This window comes from Marinobacter sp. SS13-12 (genome assembly GCF_030227115.1).
In the GTDB taxonomy this organism is placed as follows: Bacteria; Pseudomonadota; Gammaproteobacteria; order Pseudomonadales; family Oleiphilaceae; genus Marinobacter.
The window spans coordinates 1-17,578 of record NZ_JASSUA010000005.1 but is presented as its reverse complement, the minus strand read 5'-3'; the positions used below and the strand labels follow the sequence as shown (position 1 = coordinate 17,578).

At 52.3% G+C, this 17,578-nt stretch carries 19 protein-coding genes; 12 read left to right on the top strand and 7 right to left on the bottom strand.

The window, feature by feature from the left end:
- Nucleotides 1–62: 62 nt before the first annotated feature.
- The 4 genes from QPL94_RS19560 to QPL94_RS19545 are packed head-to-tail and all read right to left on the bottom strand — an operon-like array spanning nucleotide 63 to nucleotide 2,741.
- Complete coding sequence (locus tag QPL94_RS19560) at nucleotides 63–668, bottom strand: hypothetical protein (RefSeq protein ID WP_285359597.1); 606 nt, start codon at nucleotides 666–668, stop codon at nucleotides 63–65.
- Nucleotides 665–1,078, bottom strand: coding sequence for a hypothetical protein (locus QPL94_RS19555; protein WP_285359596.1), 414 nt, complete (start codon nucleotides 1,076–1,078; stop codon nucleotides 665–667). The genes QPL94_RS19560 and QPL94_RS19555 overlap by 4 nt, the downstream gene beginning before the upstream one ends.
- On the bottom strand, nucleotides 1,075–2,028 hold the full coding sequence (locus QPL94_RS19550; RefSeq protein WP_285359595.1) for a ParB/RepB/Spo0J family partition protein: 954 nt from the start codon (nucleotides 2,026–2,028) through the stop codon (nucleotides 1,075–1,077). Before QPL94_RS19550 ends, QPL94_RS19555 begins: the two co-directional genes overlap by 4 nt.
- Nucleotides 2,025–2,741, bottom strand: coding sequence for a nucleotide-binding protein (locus QPL94_RS19545; RefSeq protein ID WP_285359594.1), 717 nt, complete (start codon nucleotides 2,739–2,741; stop codon nucleotides 2,025–2,027). Before QPL94_RS19545 ends, QPL94_RS19550 begins: the two co-directional genes overlap by 4 nt.
- Before the next feature lie 649 nt (nucleotides 2,742–3,390).
- Between QPL94_RS19545 and QPL94_RS19540 the strand changes: the two genes are divergently transcribed.
- The 9 genes from QPL94_RS19540 (at nucleotide 3,391) to QPL94_RS19500 (ending at nucleotide 13,098) form a co-directional block, all read left to right on the top strand.
- On the top strand, nucleotides 3,391–3,750 hold the full coding sequence (locus QPL94_RS19540; RefSeq protein ID WP_285359593.1) for a hypothetical protein: 360 nt from the start codon (nucleotides 3,391–3,393) through the stop codon (nucleotides 3,748–3,750).
- Nucleotides 3,751–3,873: 123 nt separating this feature from the next.
- Nucleotides 3,874–4,131, top strand: coding sequence for a hypothetical protein (locus tag QPL94_RS19535; protein ID WP_285359592.1), 258 nt, complete (start codon nucleotides 3,874–3,876; stop codon nucleotides 4,129–4,131).
- 151 nt (nucleotides 4,132–4,282) lie between these two features.
- Entirely contained in the window at nucleotides 4,283–4,636 is a 354-nt protein-coding gene (locus QPL94_RS19530; protein ID WP_285359591.1) for a hypothetical protein, read from the top strand.
- Nucleotides 4,637–5,183: 547 nt separating this feature from the next.
- Entirely contained in the window at nucleotides 5,184–5,669 is a 486-nt protein-coding gene (locus QPL94_RS19525) for a DUF3592 domain-containing protein (protein WP_285359590.1), read from the top strand.
- 759 nt (nucleotides 5,670–6,428) lie between these two features.
- Nucleotides 6,429–8,108, top strand: coding sequence for a class I SAM-dependent methyltransferase (locus tag QPL94_RS19520; RefSeq protein ID WP_285359589.1), 1,680 nt, complete (start codon nucleotides 6,429–6,431; stop codon nucleotides 8,106–8,108).
- Between the two features lie 187 nt (nucleotides 8,109–8,295).
- Nucleotides 8,296–9,864, top strand: coding sequence for a hypothetical protein (locus tag QPL94_RS19515; protein WP_285359588.1), 1,569 nt, complete (start codon nucleotides 8,296–8,298; stop codon nucleotides 9,862–9,864).
- Between the two features lie 691 nt (nucleotides 9,865–10,555).
- Nucleotides 10,556–10,975 carry an antirestriction protein gene (locus tag QPL94_RS19510; RefSeq protein ID WP_285359587.1) on the top strand — a complete coding sequence of 140 codons (420 nt, stop codon included), beginning with the start codon at nucleotides 10,556–10,558 and terminating at the stop codon, nucleotides 10,973–10,975.
- Nucleotides 10,976–11,036: 61 nt separating this feature from the next.
- Nucleotides 11,037–12,635 carry a DNA sulfur modification protein DndB gene (locus QPL94_RS19505; protein WP_285359586.1) on the top strand — a complete coding sequence of 533 codons (1,599 nt, stop codon included), beginning with the start codon at nucleotides 11,037–11,039 and terminating at the stop codon, nucleotides 12,633–12,635.
- Nucleotides 12,636–12,675: 40 nt separating this feature from the next.
- A complete protein-coding gene (locus QPL94_RS19500; RefSeq protein WP_285359585.1) occupies nucleotides 12,676–13,098 on the top strand; it encodes a L5-gp82 domain-containing phage-derived protein in 423 nt (140 codons plus the stop codon).
- A gap of 329 nt (nucleotides 13,099–13,427) precedes the next feature.
- Here QPL94_RS19500 and QPL94_RS19495 read toward each other — a convergent pair whose 3' ends face one another.
- The 3 genes from QPL94_RS19495 to QPL94_RS19485 form a co-directional block, all read right to left on the bottom strand.
- Nucleotides 13,428–14,321, bottom strand: a complete 894-nt coding sequence (locus QPL94_RS19495) for a phosphatidylinositol-specific phospholipase C domain-containing protein (protein WP_285359584.1) — start codon at nucleotides 14,319–14,321, stop codon at nucleotides 13,428–13,430.
- A 246-nt stretch (nucleotides 14,322–14,567) separates the two neighbouring features.
- On the bottom strand, nucleotides 14,568–15,035 hold the full coding sequence (locus tag QPL94_RS19490) for an RES family NAD+ phosphorylase (protein WP_285359583.1): 468 nt from the start codon (nucleotides 15,033–15,035) through the stop codon (nucleotides 14,568–14,570).
- On the bottom strand, nucleotides 15,032–15,526 hold the full coding sequence (locus QPL94_RS19485; protein WP_285359582.1) for an Xre family toxin-antitoxin system antitoxin: 495 nt from the start codon (nucleotides 15,524–15,526) through the stop codon (nucleotides 15,032–15,034). Before QPL94_RS19485 ends, QPL94_RS19490 begins: the two co-directional genes overlap by 4 nt.
- 428 nt (nucleotides 15,527–15,954) lie before the next feature.
- Between QPL94_RS19485 and QPL94_RS19480 the strand changes: the two genes are divergently transcribed.
- The 3 genes from QPL94_RS19480 (at nucleotide 15,955) to QPL94_RS19470 (ending at nucleotide 17,394) form a co-directional block, all read left to right on the top strand.
- Nucleotides 15,955–16,140, top strand: coding sequence for a hypothetical protein (locus QPL94_RS19480; RefSeq protein WP_285359581.1), 186 nt, complete (start codon nucleotides 15,955–15,957; stop codon nucleotides 16,138–16,140).
- A gap of 260 nt (nucleotides 16,141–16,400) precedes the next feature.
- Nucleotides 16,401–16,523, top strand: coding sequence for a hypothetical protein (locus QPL94_RS19475; protein WP_285359580.1), 123 nt, complete (start codon nucleotides 16,401–16,403; stop codon nucleotides 16,521–16,523).
- Between the two features lie 202 nt (nucleotides 16,524–16,725).
- Complete coding sequence (locus tag QPL94_RS19470) at nucleotides 16,726–17,394, top strand: hypothetical protein (protein ID WP_285359579.1); 669 nt, start codon at nucleotides 16,726–16,728, stop codon at nucleotides 17,392–17,394.
- Nucleotides 17,395–17,578 lie beyond the last annotated feature (184 nt).

The following is a 17,578-nucleotide window of genomic DNA, read 5'->3' as shown; positions in this document are numbered from 1 at the left end:
TGAAGCGTGGTTTCCGGCCGGAAATTGGCCCCGTGTGAAGCCACCAGCCCGGCCCGGAAGAGTTAGGCGCTTTTTCTGGCGCTCTGAAGTTCTGCAATAAACCGCTCTACCTGGTCAGCATCGTCATTATCAAGGATCGCGAACACAGGGCGCTTCTGGGCGCCCTCTTTCACTGATGCGCTAGCAAATTCGTGTTCGTAATCTTTAACCTGCTTTGCAACAGTTTTCGGGATTTGTACCGTGATCGTCTCAAGATCCGGCGCGTCTTCCAGGATGCCCAGAAACAGCGCTTTCTCCTTGGCTCTGATGACGCCGATGTTTACCTGCTGTCGAGACATCCCAAGTAGACGTCCGACCTGGGACATGGTGTAGCCGTCTACGAGAACGAGGGACAGCGCCATGAATACCCAATATTTGATGAAGCGAAACTCTGTAGTGATCGAGACCAGCTGCAGCTGAGTGAACATGGGCTGCTCCGTAGGCGCTACAGAATGTTTAAACAGCTCAACCAGAACCTGGTATTCCTTTTCGGCGTTGGGTGCATCGCGCTTGAACACCTCCAAGGTCGGTGTACCTTCCACTAAAACTTGGTACGCCCGATCCTTGATGTCCTGGGAAGGTTTGACGGCCTTCACAGCCTTAGCAAAGGATTGGGGGTGGATATTCATTCGCCTAACCCCGCATAGGTCTGCACGGCTGCGCGCTGTGACTTGGAAAGTGGGATGGAACTCATGAACTCGGTGAAAGCCTGTTCATCGGATAATTCTTGCCTTTCTGAGCGCCAGGTCTTCCAGGTCGCAATTGCCTGGTCATCGTCAGTTGGCTCAAATCCGTTTTCGAGCGCCAGGTCCAGGGCGGCAGCATACGCCCATTTGGGAACGATACGAGTACCGTCAGCCCAGGATCTGAGGTGCTTGCCTTTCAGGTTGTCTCTTTCGGCGCCGTATCGGATCCTGCCCACATCGAGAATTCTTTGAGCCGTGACGTCATGGCTTTCTTGGGGACCAAAGACGGCCAGTACGTGGGCAAAGAACACACGGCCGTCCCCTACCCTTTGCTTTTTGTTTTCTTCGCTCATAACTTACCGCCAAACAGCGCTTCACCGATTTTTTCCCAGTCTTTCTTCCAGCTTCTAGGAACTTTAAATCGCATGGCGTTGCCTTTGCCGTCTTCAATTTCCAGAACGCCCTTCTCAGCGACATTCACTTTCTTGGCGGAAAATGTCTGAGGTTTCGGTGTTTGGGGATCGGGTTCTTTCTTCGCCGGCTTAGAGCCTGGTACTTCCTCGTCATCTTTAAGCGCTTTCACGCGAGCTGCGTATTTCTTTTCAGCTCCCGGGGCAATCTGGCCGGTTTCGAGAATTGTTTGAGCCTCGGCAGAGGCAGATTCCTGATCGAGTTTCCACAATTCCACCAGGCTGCCGAGAGTGTTCAGGTTCGTTAACGCTTCTGCACGAACAAGATTCTTAATTTCTTCGGGACCGTTGAAGATTTTCAGTCGTTTGCTCAGATCAGTCTTGGAAAGATCCAGGTCTTCGGCGGCTTCGCCCTGCTTCTTTCCAGAGAGCTCTACATAGCGCGCGCAGGCTTTGATGTCTTCCCATGGTGTTAGCGGTCTGCGATCGTCATTGTCTGATTTCTGCTTACGAAGAATTTCGGCCTGTTCAGGGGCCGATAACTCTTCGGGCTCGAATTCATAAATAATCGCATCGATGTATTCCCAGCCCGCTTCTTGTGCCGCTTTCCAGCGGTTCTCACCATTACGGATCTTGTATTGGTTGGCCCCGGTCATCACGACAGTAATTGGTGTATGCTGACCGTCCTTTTGAAGCTTGCGCGCCAGAGACTGGATGAACTCTGGGTCGAACTTCTCCCGCGGTTGATTGGGATCCGGCCGAATTGAGGAAATCAGCACTCGGCACAGTTCGCCCGACGCGGCAGTGACAACGGGTTTGCTGGCTACTTTAGCTTCTGTGGTTTCCTTTTTGCTGCCCCCCAATGCAGCTTTCAAGCCTGCTTTCTTGTTCATGCCCTACCCTCGTCCAGGTCCCTCAGAACTTCGTCGGCCAAATCTCGGATGTCATTTGCGGATTCTGAGCGTTTGGCGTAATCCACGATGCCCTGGCCGTAGGCGTGCGCCTTTTTAAATTCCTCGGAGCGGCGAATGGTGGTTTTGAATACGGGATACGGGTAATCCTCGCCGAATAGTTCCAGCGCCATGCGGGTTAAATCTTCATTGGCGCGTGTGCTGGTCAGCAGAATCCGAAAAAACGGCGCGCCATCACGGAAACCCTGGATCTTGCTCAGGGACTCTACGCAGACCTCAGTGGCACGAAAGTCGGCAGGTGCCGGCTGAAGAGGAACAATGACGTAATCGGCCATGGCCATGACAGCGCTGTTGATCTTGCTGGCTTTTCCATCTTCTTCATCATCCATATCGACAATGATCCCGGCGGTGTCGATCAGAATAATGTCGTTCGAACCTTCGTAGGCTTTGATGTTGACCTTGATCATCGGGTCATACATGCCAACTACTGGCACCTTGGCTTCATCACCGGCCAGGCTTTGCCAGTGAACACAGCCGCCTTCCTTCTCTGTGTCAGCGATAACCGTTGCATAACCTCGGTTCACAAATTCACAAGCCAAATTAATTGTGGTGTTGGTTTTGCCGACGCCGCCTTTGCGATTAATCACCGCAATTTTAATGGGGCGTTTGAGCTTAGGGGCAAAAGGCTTCGCCATTAGGTAGGTCCTTCTTTTAGGTCGCCACGAAAACCGGCGAACGTGAGTAATGCCTTATCCTACCGGTTTATTTGTCAAACTTTCAATAAAAAAACTTTGACTCCGCGCAATTATTTTCATTTAATATAGAATTATATGAAAATAGAGAATTCTAGTATGGAGCTTGTAGTAGAAAATGGTCTTTGGTGCGTCGCTTTTTATGGAGATCTTGGGAAAAGGTTCAAGGAAAATCTTGGATCAAATGTAGTTCCTCTGCCGCTTGAATCATCGGTACCTAGATCTATGGCTCTTGCACACTTGGAAAAGCATAAGGACGCATTGAGTCTGGATAGCTTGTTTCCGGGCGGAAACTCTGTCTGAAACTGTTGTCGTCTTTGCCGCTAACTTACCGCCTATTGTATTCGAAAGATATACAAAGAGATTGCCTCAAAAGGAGGCGGAGGTTACGATACAAGAGTAGTCAAATTGGTTTACCGCAACGCGAGGTAAGTGAGATGGAAAAAGTGAAAAGAGGTCAAACGGTTCCAATGGATCGAGTGTTGGCCAAAGTTAAGCGGGTTTACAAAAACACTTTGGTCGTTGAAACCCGAGGTGGCCGCTTGAGGGTGGCGCGGGATGACGTTGATATGGCATGGGGGGCTTGATCGTGATGGCTGAAAATATTGTGACTCCATATCAGCGACGTCTTGTGCTTATTGAGACTATGGGCAACCTGGATGAGGAAAAGCGACGCCTGAAAGCTTGCATCCCAGGATCATCTGGTGAAGCGAAGCAAAGGATCGGGAATGAGATCGAAGAGCTCCAGCAGCAACGGGAAGCGGCACGGTTAGAGTTGGCTGAAGTGAATCAACTCATCAAAGCCGGCAAGGCGGTGCGGCATCGCGGCGGGGCCGATGTTTCGGTTTCACAGCTGTTTGTAGAGCTCGCGCGGAGACATCTTGAAAAAGAGGACTTCGACTATCTGTACCACCAGGCTCTGCAAGCGGCAAATTGCGCCAATGATCTCTGATAAAGAATTTCATTGTTCTGGATCGGATGGATGGAATGGGAACACCTCTGGTGCCTTTGGATAGAAAGCATTGTCTTCAGCGGCTGCGCCTCGGGTCGCCAAACCAGGTAAAGGAATACAATTATGAAAAGAATGACGGGTGTCTTTATCTTTTTGGCGCCAGTTTCGGCCATTGCCTTGATTGGCTTAGGAACTCTTTTTGCGGGGCAACATTCCATGGTCGAGGCTGCCACGGAACCTAATTATCAGGTTCTATTCACGGGGAAGCTCGAAAACAAAAATGTGTTGGAGTTCGTGCCTAAGAGCAACGAAAACCAGCGAAGCGTTTATGTGAGCAGTGTTAATCAGGCGGGCCTCGCGTGTTTTCCGGCAACTAAATGAAGATTGCTTAATTGCGATGGAATACACCTGTAAACGCTGAGACTAAGGCTGTTTTACATTACCAGGGATCGGTCTGACGATACTGCGCTGTTGTTTCGTCAGTTTCCGGCCGGAAACTCGACATCAGAGACCAATGGAAGGGCAAATAATCATGCAAACACTGCAGTGGCTTGCTAGGGATCGGTTTTTACGTTTTGCTGCGCTGACATTGTCCAGCCTCGAAGAAGGTGTCATATCCCTTACCGATGCCGCGAGATTAATTGAATCCCATGGAGACGGGATGGTTGAGGCGTTCGGAGCAGTCGAACAGTTTGACCTGGTTAAGGTTGTGGATGAAACCCGGGCGGACATCAAGCTGTTTATCGAGTCGCAGCACGGAGCTATCGATGTGCAGTGGCTGATAATGAACGAGCGAACGGTGAGCACGTTCCATCAACTCATGAACGAGCTGCCAAAGCTGAAGAACCTACGGTTCCGAAGGATCCAGAAAACCATTGCGGGGTGAGCGGCCCGCCCTACCCCACTCGATTCAAGCACCGGAATTTTGTATGCCCAAATGGATTGTTTTGCAATAACAGCAGGAGTTTTCGTATTCGGTATGGTTGTGTTGAATTCAATGTCCGGACCGGGGTGAATACTTTATTTGAAACCTCCGGGCAACGCTGTTGCGTCGAAACGTCGTAGGTTATCCGCAAATTCAGTGGATAAAACGGTGGAAATAAGGCCTAGTGTTCTGTTTTATATGGTTAACCAGGAGGTAGTTAAAAAACGATCAGTGTAAAGAAAGGACTCTATACGATACCCACAGATTTACACATTAAGCCTCGCCATTCTGAGTGTCGCTGGCTGTACGAGTGAATCAGAGCTGAAGTAGATGCCCCCGTCGACGTTTGATACTGCAAATGAAGCCACAAGCCAGTCGATAGAACCGGAGTCAGCTCAACCGGTGACGGGCAAGCCCCCTTCAAAGTACGCCTGTAGCGCATAAATGGAATATTCTGGAAGTTCAAGTCGCCAGGCTCCAGGTCAATTAACGGATCGGACCTTAAAAAATGATTGAGACATTCGGACCCCTTGTTGTTGGAATCGCCTTGGTTTTTGGTGGGCTGAGGCTCTTAGTTACGGCAGTTCGTCGGGTGAGGCTTGCCAGGAATGCATCTCAGAGTTGGCCTTCAGTTTCTGGGGTAGTGCTTAAGTCTTCAAAGCGGCAGGCTAACTTTGGTTCCGAAAAAAGCCGCAACCCGCGCGGGAACTCTTACCTGTTAGATTTCGAGTACGAGTATGCCGTCAGCGGTAAAACGTTTCGCTCGACCTCTCCTCTTTTCTTCAGCCCCTATCAGTACGACGACATTCAGGCGTTTATTTCACAATTTCCGGCGGGTAGAAAAGTAAGCGTTTACTATGATCCTAAGCGCCATAATAGAGCCGTTGTTGATAAAACTTTGCGTGGAAAAGTGGAAATCATGAGGCCTGGTTTGGGGGCTTCCTTTCGGTGTCCGGCGCCGGACTTGTTGCCATGCGTTTCGAAGAGTTTGTGAAACTTCTGGGGTAAACCGGGCTCTGGTCTCACATTGTTTTTGCTCCGGTGCTCGAACGGTCTACCTTTGCTAGACTGTATATGCATACAGTTTCGAGGGCCGCATTTTGGAATTCCGCCGCAGACACAATACCTACTTCGCAACGCTTAACGCCTATGCGTCTCATGACCCTATAGGTATTGTTACGTCGTCTGAAATCGACATAAGAGCTTGGCTTGGGATCGCAGATCGGGACGTTATCAAGCGGATTAGCGACCGTTCGACGGTACTTTTAGACATCACGACCTGGAGAAGAATGATTCTGGAGCCCTATGTTCGCTTGGGGCCTGGCATTTACATGGTGGGTGTAGTGATTGAATCAGGTGTGGTTGGCGTCATGGACAAAGGCCGACCAATGATCAGGTTGGTAAAGAACCGTAGGGACCGTTTGGACAGATCTGGCTAAGCGCCCTGCCCTACCCTGTTTGGTGCCGGGTGCCCCCGGCCAGGCTCACCACTAAGCAGGTGACGCACCCGTTATAGACTCCACTTCAGCGAACGGGCTTCCATGCCCCTTTAGGCAGATCCATCATACCTCAGGGTTCATATAACAGTATATGATTTAAACGGCGCTTGTCGGCCTATTTCTGGCCGGTAAGCCGTCTAAAGATATACAAATAGATTGACGAAAGAGCACGAAAAGAAGATAATCATATAGTCGCCAGCCCAATGCTGGCACCGCGTTCGCCGGCGTCGAGGCGAGTTAGGAGAAGACCGATCATGAGCACACTTGCGCTTGTTTCCGCACTGAAAGACCATTCCCAGGACTTCGAGTTTTACCCCACCACTGATGCGATGTTGAACACCATTCGCGAGGATATTCAGGCGATTTTGTCGGCTCCCTTCAGTCACAAGTACCCGATTTTTTCGGCGCTCGATGTCGGTGCCGGTGACGGCCGTGCGCTGATGCGTTTGACTGAGGGCGATCGATACGCCATTGAGAAAAGCCTGATGCTTGTTGAGCGCCAGGACCGCAGTGTTGTGACCGTTGGCACCGATCTGTTTGCGCAGGTGCTTTTAGATCTGCGGTGTGACGTTATTTTCTCTAACCCGCCCTACTCTCATTTTGGTACCTGGTCCGAGAAGATTGTTCGCGAGGCGAATGCGAAACTGATTTATCTCGTGGTGCCTGTCCGGTGGCAAACGGATCCAGCGCTGCAGTCGGCCATCGAAAGCCGCAAGGCAGAAACCGAAGTGCTGGCGCAATACTCGTTCGACACTCCAGATGCGGCCCGGCGCGCGCGGACCACCGTGGATGTGGTTCGGATTCGCCTGGACAAGCACGGTCGGGACCGTGGACATAACTATCGTTCCGATGAGTTGCGGGTGGATCCGTTTGATCTCTGGTTTGAGCAGCATTTTGCCCCGCAATCGACGGTATCTGACAGCTCCAATATGGATCCAAAGGCCACGATTGAGGCGAGAGCAAAGAAACGAATCAGCACCGGCCGGGACTTGATCACCAGCAGGGGCCTGGTGCAGGCCCTTGCGCAATTCTATCAAAATGATCTCTCCGAGCTGATCGGTGATTATGAGCGGATCTGCAGCCTTGACCCTATTTTGCTTGGGGGGCTCGGCGTCAGCACTGAAGCTCTGGCTAAAGGCCTGAAGCTGAAAATCGAAGGTCTCAAGCATGTTTACTGGCGTGAACTGTTTGGGAATTTCAGGCCGGTAACCTCGCGACTGGCCACCAAGACCCGGCAAAGGGTGATTGATAAGTTGCAGGCCTCGATGAGTATCGATTTCATGCCGGAGAATGTTCACGCGCTGTGTGCCTGGTTAATCAAGAACTGCAATCAGTATTTCGATGATCAGCTGATCGAGCTGGTCGAGAGATTGACTAAAAAAGCGAACGTCATTGCTTACAAGTCCAATCAGAAAACCTTTACAGAGGAAGGTTGGCGCTATGGTCGAACCCCTGAGATCGATCGCTACAAGCTGGACTACCGAATCATCCTGGAATGCTGGAAGGCGCTGGATTACGGATATTTTGGAGACAAGTCGCCTACCCTCAATTCCACCGTTGCCGATCTTCTTAATGATTTCATGACGATTGCTAACAATCTGGGCTTTGTAACTCGGGATGAGATTTCAGCAGAGCGCCAAGCATGGGAAGCGGGTCAAAACGTGTTGTTCTATTTCACCGATCAAAAGACTGGGCAACGATCCGTAGCGTTTGAAGCCAAAGCCTACAAAAAAGGAACGATACACCTCAAGGTCAATCAGCGACTGATGTGTCGGTTGAACGTGGAATTTGGGCGCCTTAAAGGATGGGTGCGAAATGCCCACGAGGCGGCCGAGGAAATGGATATTTCCGTTGTTCAAGCCCAGGCCGCGTTTAACGCCAATCTGCGGCTGGGTCAGGATGCGTTATTAGCCCTTTCGGCACCTGCCGATTGAAAGTTTCCGTCCGGAAACAAATTGGGCGCGAGGGTCGCGGGGGACTTGAAACCTGTAACATAGAAGCGACCTTTCCGCCCTGCTAATCTGATGGTAGTGATTGATGCCTGGTAAATCACGGGCCTTTTTGTTTCCGGCCGGAAACTTATTTCGTACAACAGGACGTTTGATAGGATGAGGTATCATAATGGAAGAGGTATCGGGCGAGAAAATGCAAGGGCTTCTTCTGACGCTGTTGCAATGCCGAACTCCGGATGAAGCCAGTGTGATTCTAGGGAAAGAAATAGAGTACGCGAGGTATCTCTTCGAGACCGTTGATTGGAGGAAGCTGCGTGAGGATCTTGGCTGCCGCGAGTTGAGGTTCCCACCCATCAACTGGGGTATCAGAAGTCTGGATTTTTCCAACTGTGATTTTGGTGACGGAGACATTAGTTTTAATGGCATGGGCGCCGCTTCGGTTTCTTTTAATCACGCTCATTTTGGGAGCGGCGACGTTGGTTTCATGGCATGTGGCTTTCTTAGTTTTTTCTTTTCAGACGTAACATTTAGTGGCGGGGGCACAATTCATTTTAATGGCACAGAATTCTGTGAAATGGCGTCACTATCGATTTCTGATCTAGGTTCGAAATCCCTGGATTTCGGGCCGATGTATAAAGGCGACGGTCCACTGCCTTCGAAGGTCCCGTGCATCTTAGGGGGCGAAAAGTTCGAAATCTGTATTAAAGAATCACTTGGCACATGCATCGATTTTGAGGAAGCCGAATTCCATGCCAAGAAAGTCGATATGGATTTCTCAGGCGCCAATAACCTATGGAGGGCCAACTTCAACTCCACCCACTGGCACAGTCAGTCAGTGATTATTCGCCATCTTCGATTAGGTTACCCATCTGATGTTTTGTCAGATAACGGTCTTATCTTTACATTCGCTAATTTCAACAAGGTCAGATCGTTGAGGTTTGCCGGACTTGGTACCAGCAGAGGTGTGCTTAATTTTTCGTTTGTGGATTTTCCAGAAAAGGGTGTAACGCAGTTTGATTTTGGGGATCTTGGGCCGGGTATAGTTATTTTTCGTCAGGCGATAATCCCTGGAGATGTTATATTCCGTCAGCGTGAGGGCGCGAAATTTCTATGTGACGTTTCATTCACGGGATCAACATTCGATGGGCCTTTAATTATTGATGGCATGAAGTTTGGCCCAGTTCCTGATTTGATCGGAACCGAATTCCGTAAGCATCTCAATCTCTCGAACGTTGAGTTTGGCGCGAGCATGAATTGGCGCGAAAAACGGGATGAATACCAAAGGGGCGCAAAGCTTCAGCGAATTAAGGAGTTGGCCGAAGCCAACAAAGATCACAGTCTCGCGTTGCACTGTCACGCCGAAGAAATGCGGTTTAAACGATTTCGGAGGAGGAGCGTCGGACAGTTCTGTGCAGATGTCCTTGATGTCCTGTACGAGTGCACCTCGAACTACGGGCAATCCATTGCCTTGCCGATGCTGTGGATTGCATTCTTTTGGGCCAACTTCGGTCTCTTGTACCGATATCTATTTGAGGCCGTAGAGGCGCCGCTATTATTTTCATTCGCGTGGACGTTCCCATTTCTCCCGGCCGCTGGGATTCTCAGGCTCACTGCGTATCGGGACGTGTTCGCGGCGGCCGATCCCGGACTTTATGCGCTGATGGGTCTCCAGGGGCTTATCTCCATTGCTTTGATTTTCTTAGTTGGCCTTGGCTTTCGCAACCGGTTCAGGATCTAAACGTTGAAAGTTTCCGGGCGGAAACTTTTGATGTGAGAGTTTGGGTTCTGCACCTGTTTCCGGCCGGAAACTTCTGATCTACCCATGGCGGGTAGGGTAGGGCGCGCCCTCGGGGCCGGGCTTCTCCGGGTTCGCTATTCGCTCATCCCGCCCTTCGGTTGGGACAGGCCCTCCGTATCCCTCGCGCTCCCGACCTCCGGCCGGTAACAGACAGCCCACTGGGGTGAATGGCTTCCCAGTGTCATCCCGACCTTCCATCAACCTGTATGCACCCTCGGATACCAGCGCGGCCCTGACAAGGTACGTTCTCAGGCTCTCTTTTCTCCTTGTCAGAACTACACCGGCATCCGGCGAGACGGGTGCGGTTGATGGGCGGTCGGGATCTCACGACAGGGGAGGGGCGTGGTCGGTCTTCACCAACGATGTGGCGGCAGAGCCGCGCTGAATTTAATTCGGGCTCTGCCCGATCCCGGCGGCGTCCGGACAATCAAGATCATCACAGTGCTAAAGACAAGCGGAGCTTCGACGATGTTGTGTATAGAAAGCTGTTTTTAATGGGTTTTTAGTCTTTTAACTGTATACAAAAAGATTGACACAAAGAAAGGAAAAACTGATAATGAGTACATGGTCAGCGGGGTGCTGATCACCGTGATACGCCGGCGGTCATCGAGGCGAGTTAGGAAATGCTGCTATGTCTACTGCACAAGCTATCCCTGAGCTATTCACTCGTGTTCCCAAGCTCCAACGCGCTCAAACGATGCACCAATACTGGGGCGATCGTTGCGTGAACCTGGAAATGTTCGTGTTCTCTTTCATGAACACCTTCAACGACGCCTACAACGGCGGCTATTGGAATCTGAACATTACCTCCAACGATGCGCTTTTCATCTCTCTGAACACTGAGGAGCCGGTTCGTCTGATCAGTCCTCTGAACTACGGGGACGAAACGATGAGCGCCGAGGCGGCAGGTCTGGTCCTGACCATCTATGGGTGCTCTTACGCCCTAGACAAGTATCCGGAAGAGGCTCTGATCCTGGAAACCTACGACAAGCTGATGGCTGTCGTTGGGGATCATCCAGAGGCTTCAAAAATCTACCGTCTTCTCGACTAACCCGGCGGGGCGAAAGCCCCCTGTTTCCGGACGGAAACTTTCAGAATCAGAGGAAAATCCCATGTTCTACATCATTGCTTTAGAGCGCGTTACCGTCACTAAATCCTACTCCGAGACCTTCGCGGAAGGGAACATTATCAGTCGTCACAAGAGCGAGGACACGGCCGACGAGCGCTGGCGCACCTTGCAACGTAAAGCGGATCATCCGGATCGAATTGCCATGGTAGAAGCGCCTTATGGTCATGCCGTGGGCGACGTTGTTCCAAAGCTGGCGACCCAGGCAAAACAGGAGCGCCACGAAAAGTTGGGCTTGAGCCTTGCGCGGGATCTGATCCTGCAGGAGCGGGGCACACCGATTGAGCGCCCGGATTTCTTTGCGTCCTGGTTGGAGGATCTTGGCTTGTCGGTTGATGAGCTCAAGGCCGAGTTTGGGGAGCGGGCAGCGGCCAAGCTGGACGAGGAAGAGGCCGGACGACAGGATTTTGCCGCGCGTATGGCAAGGATTAACGCGATCGAGGCCGATGTGTCGGAGCGCTCCGAGATCACTTACAGCTTTCCGGCCGTGAAGGGCATTCAGGCAGGTAACGAGTTCTATACCGCCCAGATACCGTTCAAGTACCTGGTCAAGCTGTTCCGGTTCGATGAGGACACCTTGCCGCCGGAGGCCCGCGCGCAGCGTAATCTCAATGAGCGCCATGCTCGCGACATTGCTGACTACATCGTGGAGAACCGTCACGAATACGTATTGCCAGCGATTACCGCAAGCGTCAGCAGTGAAATGGCCTTCGAGGGTCTGCAGGTATCTGGCGCCGGTGCGAGGGTAGGGGTGCTGCATATCCCAATGGATGCCGTGATGCTGATCAATGACGGGCAACACCGCCGCCGGGGCATTGAGCTGGCGCTGGAATCCATGCCGATGCTGGGAGAGGAAACCGTGTGTGTGACCCTGTTCTTTGATCAGGGACTGCAACGGAGCCAGCAGATGTTTGCCGACATCAACGCGAATGCCAAGAAGCCCAGTAGTTCGCTGAGTGCCCTGTACGACAAGCGAGATCCGTTCAACGGGTTTGTTCTGGAACTGCTCAAGGAGCTCCCTGACTTTCGCAGTCGGATTGAATTCGAGTCCGGCAGTGTGGGCCCCAAGAGTTTCAAACTGTGGAACCTGGTGAGCTTCAAGAAGTTTGTTTCAAATCTGACCGACCTAACCACACGCAGCATTACCGATTTCGACGAGGCTTATCTGAAGGATGCAGCCGAAGGCGTGAAGCTGTTTCTGGAGAAGGCGCGTGGGCATGTGCCGATGTGGGATCTGATGCTGTCAGGGAAGATTTCGGCGCAAGAGCTTCGCGAGCAATACGTGGTCGGCCATGCCGTGTTCCTGGAAGCGCTGGGACTGTATGGCGCCGTGATGGTGAACAACCATCTTATGTATGGAAAGACCGAGGGGGTGGATCGGTTCGAGGTCATGGAACGGCTTGAGAGCCTGGTGCCGGAGCGCACCGCGCCCGTTTGGGAAGGTCGTTGTGTGGTCGCCGGTCGGATGCAGAAAACGTCCGATGGAGTGAAGGGCACGGCCGCGACCCTGATGGGGCTATGTGGTTTGAACCTGACGCCCACTGTGGCAGAAACCGAAATGCGCCTGGGCACGTTGCTCAACTAAGGGACAGGATCCGGCCGGAAACTGATAGGGGAGGGGAGCGATGTTCATACCTTACAAGGGCCAGAGTATTAAGCCTGGCATGCGCGTGCGGGTGTATCGCAATCTTTTAAAGCCGAGTTTCTTTTCCATTCAGGCCATGGAAGGACAGCATAAGCGGAAGGTGGTTGGGTATGCCCGCGCCGTTGGCTTGGAAAACGTGACTTTTGTGGTGTCCAAAAAAACCTGGGAGCGAGTGATCTCCGAGGGAGTCCGCACCGTGTTCGCCTTTGCCGATGGTGCCCTGGTGGACTGTAGGGAAGCGCTACCGGCCGGATTCGCTGAACGAATCACGTTGCAGCCGTTTGAGCGCTGTTATTTCTTCAACCGACAGCAGCCCCACATTCCCGTCACCGAAGCCGCGCGCGGCTATCTTTTCGGTGCCGATTTCTGGGGCACTGCGGAGCTCGCGGGGCTGGCCCTTTAACAGGCCCAGCCCACCCTCTGGGAAAAACGTGGCGCGTCCTTCGGACCGTAGGTTTTCCGGTGCGCTGCGCGCGCCAGAAAAAGCCCTCGCGCCAAGGCAGCCGCTGCGCGTCTGATCAGGCAAAGCCCGTTACCGAACAAACCTGGCAGAGCTTCGCAACTGCCAAGTGTTCCCGTCCACGGGCTCCAAAGAGGGGGCAAGCCTTTTATTGCGCTGTCCAAGCTGCGATCAGACTGCTAGGCTCGGGTTGGTTAGGTTTGGTTTGTTTTTTCTTGGCCCGCATTCGCGGGCCTTTTTTGTTTCCGGCCGGAAACTTTGGATCAAACCACCTACCCCAGAGAGATATGACCTGGTGCTGTGGGTCGGAGTCCCTGGAGCTTGTGATCGTTGTGTTCAATGCAGGCCCCGGCCCAGTCGTGCGCACCAACGTAATCACAGTTCACGATGTTGAGGTCGTACGGCAGAAGCTCACCGGATTTAAGCTTTGGCGCGAAATAGTCAAAGTCGAATTGGACCATGCGTTGCAGGGAAGGCCCCAAGAAACGATAGGGTGGGGCAATATGCCAGACCCATAATTTATCACTGGGCATGGTGTTATATTTTTCTTTCAGAAGCTGATAAATCTGTATCGGCGTGTAGGCGGCGTTACTGTAGATGCCTGTCCTCAAGAGGTTGTCTGAGTCTGGCCACTTTTGCATGTAGATCACTTTTTTTGAGGCCATGATGTTGCTGATCGATCTGCCCGCTAAATCTGCTGTGGACTCATCCATCAGTGCTGGCCCGATGGCTTTTTGTGCTTCGAGATAGGCCGCGTCCGGATTGTTGCCTTCAATCGACAGGGTTATCAGGATGATTTCTTTGGGGTGGGCGGCATTGAATTCGCGGATCTCTTTCAGAACATCGAACATATTGGTCGTGGTCCAGGCAGGACCGTGTTTCATTACCCAAACCTTCGGAGTCGTCGGGGTCAGGACCTGGGTAATGAAATTTTCTTGAATAATGTCCGGCAGCCATTTTGCGCGAAGATCCAAGTAGCGCGAGCCAGCTTCCAGTTGCGCTTTCACTGTCAGGCTTTGGGCTTCGGCGGCTTCATTGCCGAATATCGCAAGAACTTTAGCGCCTTTAGACCCGGCGTCGTGGCTACCAGGAATGGCGAAATCTCGCAGGGTAAAAGGCCCCATTTCTGCTTCTCGGGCCGTCATCCAATTTTTGTAGTCGGTCATTTCGAATTCCTTCCGTGAAAGTATCTGGGATTAGATCGGCGTTCCGAGCCTTAAATGCGAAATAAGTTGATGCCCTACATCATTACTCCGATTGGGAAACCTTAGTTGCCTGGCGAGATTTAGCCAGTCGAGAGACAGTGCGCGCCCTTCGGGGCGGACGTCGCTGGTCTGGCTTACGATAACCGGCGTGTTGGTCTGTACCCGGTCATCTGGTCGGGTGAGGGCATTGCGATGCGGAAAAACCGTTTAGGAGCCTGGGCTCAGACGAGCATCAAACTGGAATGTTACTTCAACGGCCTCCTCGATAACCGCTTCTGCATCGGCGTGTTCCGGATTGAGGATGAGGTTATATTCTTGTGGCACAACACACGAACGGACCGCCAAGGCGAGCGCTTCGCGGTCGATGAGGAAGTCAGTTCCGATCGCCTGAGTGCCTGCTGGCACTCTTGTTCCGTTCCAGTCTTTTGGGTAAGCGTCGTCGGCAAGTACCATAATCTGACTGTCGGGCACCTCGACTTGGAACAGTAGATAATTCTGCAAGCTGTCTTCCTCACCCAGATTCACCAGAATTTCTAGCTGAGCAAGGGCAATACTCTCGGATAGATACACCGCCGGGTGATTAGGCAGATTCCAGCGCCCCCCATATTGGCGCGCACCAAACCCGGAAAACGCAGTGTCCTTGTGCTTTCGTTTGGTGATCCGGTACGCCTTCATGCGTACACGCCATGCTCGAGCTGCCCGATCAGGTCCCTTACCATGCGAATACCAGCCTCGGTATCCAGCAGATCTATTGGGCACTGGTGCTCCAGAGCTCTCGCCGGACGCTTCAGCCACCGTCGGGCCTTTTCTTGGTCGCCTTCAAACAATTCCACGGCGTCGCGCATCACCAGGTGCAGGGTCGCTAACCTGTCCAGTTCTGCCTTATGGACGGTGCCATCTTCGCGCCGACGTACGAGGGTGCGCGGAGACATGCCCAGCAGGGCGCACAAGACAGAGTCGTCGATGTCGTACAAGGCCTTCAAGGCATCCAGCTCTTTAGCCTTGCCGCCTCGGCGAATTTTCTTCACGCCCTGAACACCGGAAAACACGTACTTTCCAGTGGCGGCTGAGTGAGTTTTCACAGCACCACGCCCCGCATAGACGCCTCGAACGTTTGCCTTACCAGGCCCTTTAGGGCTCTGCTTTTTCTCCGTAATCGCTGACATAAAACCTCCTGCCATTTGGCAAATAAAGTTTACCACAATGGCGTCGGAATTTCTTGCAGGGTTTTCCAGCTCTTAATAATGCTACGGCGATGATTAAGCCATTTCCTTTCCCCTCGACGTTTCTGCATATCGAATTTTCGCACTCCCGTACCTGGTCTGAAGGAGGAGAAGGGCGAGGACAACTTTGTCGGCCTTCGAATCCTTGTTTGCTTGAAAACCAAGAGATTCTCGTTATTTCGACATTCAGATCTGTTCATTAGTGGGACGTCGACACAGGGGAACGTTTGAACTCAGGTTTTTATAAATAAAGACAGGAAGCGCTGTTTCGCCATTGCGAAAGCCGAGGAATCGGAAATTGTCATATATGAGAGGAAGAGCAAGCGCCCCTAAATATTTAGATGATTACAAACTTAGAGCGAGGAAATCGAATGACAGAAAAAAAAGAAACGGACATTGGATTAAACACCCTGGGCGGGAAGATCGTCACTGCAGGGCTGACAGGAACGGGGGTAATGGCAGCTATCGGTCCCCCTGCCTGGCTGATCGCGGTGCCTGTAATGGTGACCCTGGTGGGCGTGCTTATCTGCACACGGTCCTTTTGGCGGCGTCGCTGATGTTGTCAGCGGCGCTAGCCAGTTCCCCAACGGTGGTCTGGTGTGATTGGCAATTGACGGGCTTTCTGAAACAGTCTTCCCAGGCTTTTTCGGAATCGGCTATTGTTTCAGTAATTGAGTGTTTTTCGTGAACTATTTAAATTTACTTAACCACATGAATTAAAACATTTTACATGTATTTATGCTGAATCAGTATTCTAGAGATCAACGCCTAGGGCTGTTCAAATTGGTGGCATGGTAGATCAACAGGAGCCTGCACCATGACTGACTCACCGCACTGGCTGGACAATTTCATCACCGCAGCCGCCGCCATGCCCACAGAGAATCTTGCCGTTGTCGCGATGACCCTGGTGACTTTGGCCGTGATTTGGAGAAATTCTTGATATGAGCGATCAAAGCACGAGTTTGAGAGAAGACCGGTTCTCACCGATACCTCGACACTGGTTGGGTAGGGCAGGGCACTCGCCTTGGAACCTAGCCAGGGCCTCACTTCATGACCCTTTTCTCTTTCCCACGGGGCTAGCGTGGCGGCCAACAACGGGCGGGGTCATTGCTGCACTGAAGATCTACATTGCCCTGGTGGCCATGGCGGACGACAAAAAGCAGGAACGGAATGTGGGCAAGCACTGTTTGCGGACGACCTACGAGGAAATTCAGCTGTACCTGAAACTGTCGAGGGCGTTGGTGCGGGAGGGGCTTAAACTGTTGGAGGCTACCGATGCGCTCGAACGACTGGGGTACAAACCTCTGGTCTACAGAATTAAGGGTCTGGACCCGGAGCGGCCGGATGAATGGAAAGGACACGTTAAACTGCCCAAGGGTCACCTGTTTGGCCTTCGGCGGTACTCCAGTGCGAATCCGATCATGCTTGCCGAGTATCCCAGCCGAGGGAAAACGGCCATGAACGGCCTGGTTCTCTATCTACTCTTGCTGTCGGTCTGTCAGCGCAATACGAATGTGTCGTTGATTGCTTACGACCGCATTCAGGAACGCATAGGATTGGGTAGTCAGGAAGTACGTCAGGCTCTCGATGTGTTGATCAACCATGACCTTATCAGCGTTCTTCGGGTCACCAACGAAAGTACTCTTGAAGCCTTTGGCTTGCCGATGCCCGCTAAGGCTCTGGCCGGCTCTCCAAATGTGTACTTGATCAAAGGTCTCAAGGGGCGAAAGTACAATGAGCGCGTCAACACGCTTGAGGATTACGCCGCACTCACCGCAAGCCAACAAGCGATGCAGGATTTTTCTGATTGACCTGGACGGCGCTGTGTTATGACTCTGCGCGCCCTTCGGGGCGGGCTGCTCCGGGTTCGCTATTCGCTCATCCCGCGTTGCGGGACTGACGCCCTCCATATCCCTCGCGCTTCCGACCTCCGGCCGGTGAAGGATGCCCGCTGAAAGCGGGCTCCCGGTGTCGGATCAACAGACGCTTGCGCGA